1 protein-coding gene and 1 pseudogene are annotated in these 654 nt (G+C 60.1%); both read right to left on the bottom strand.

Annotated features, from left to right (window positions below; translation table 11 throughout):
- A pseudogene (locus J5224_RS33410) lies at positions 1-524 on the bottom strand (xanthine dehydrogenase molybdopterin binding subunit); the annotation flags it as partial.
- The coding region (locus J5224_RS33405) for a hypothetical protein (protein ID WP_264629183.1) at positions 514-654 on the bottom strand (141 nt) is incomplete at its 5' end. The pseudogene J5224_RS33410 and the gene J5224_RS33405, both read right to left, overlap by 11 nt.

The following is a 654-nucleotide window of genomic DNA, read 5'->3' as shown; positions in this document are numbered from 1 at the left end:
TGCTGCACAAAGGGGCGTTCAACGTAATGTTGCTTTTCCAGCGCTTCACGCACATCCAGTATCGGTGTCAGCACCTCGTAGTCGATGATTGCCGCCCGCGCGCCCAATCGCGCCGCCTCACGGGATTCTGCCGCTACCACCAGCACCATCTGCCCGGCATAGTTCACTTCCTCATCGGCCAGCAACGGATCGCCCGGAGCCAGTGCACCGATATCCGGGTTACCTGGGATCTGCTGCCGGGTCAGCACCGCCACCACGCCGGGAATGCGATAGCAGGGTTCAACATCAATCTTCAGAATGCGGGCATGGGCGTGATCGCTCAGGCGCGGGCAGAGGTGCAGCAGCCCCTCCGGTTCGGGTCGATCGTCGATGTAACGTGCTTCCCCGCTGACGTGCAGGGCGGCACTTTCGTGAATACGGCTGTGCCCAACAGCGCCAGACAGCGGCTGAGAGAATTGCGCCTGCAACGCCGTTTGGGTGAGTGTAGGCTGCAAGATGTTATGCGACTCGGTGTTATTCGACATGGTGCGTAACCTCCATGGTGACGTCTTCACCTTGTAAGCAGAAGAAGTAACGCAGCAGCAAATTCCTGGCGAGCTGCATGCGGTAATCGGCGCTGGCGCGCGCGTCACTGAGTGGTGTGAAATCCTGCGC

The sequence above is a fragment of the Candidatus Symbiopectobacterium sp. NZEC135 genome (genome assembly GCF_025962695.1).
Note: the sequence above shows the minus strand (reverse complement) of the source record. Positions and strands in the feature narration are given on the sequence as shown.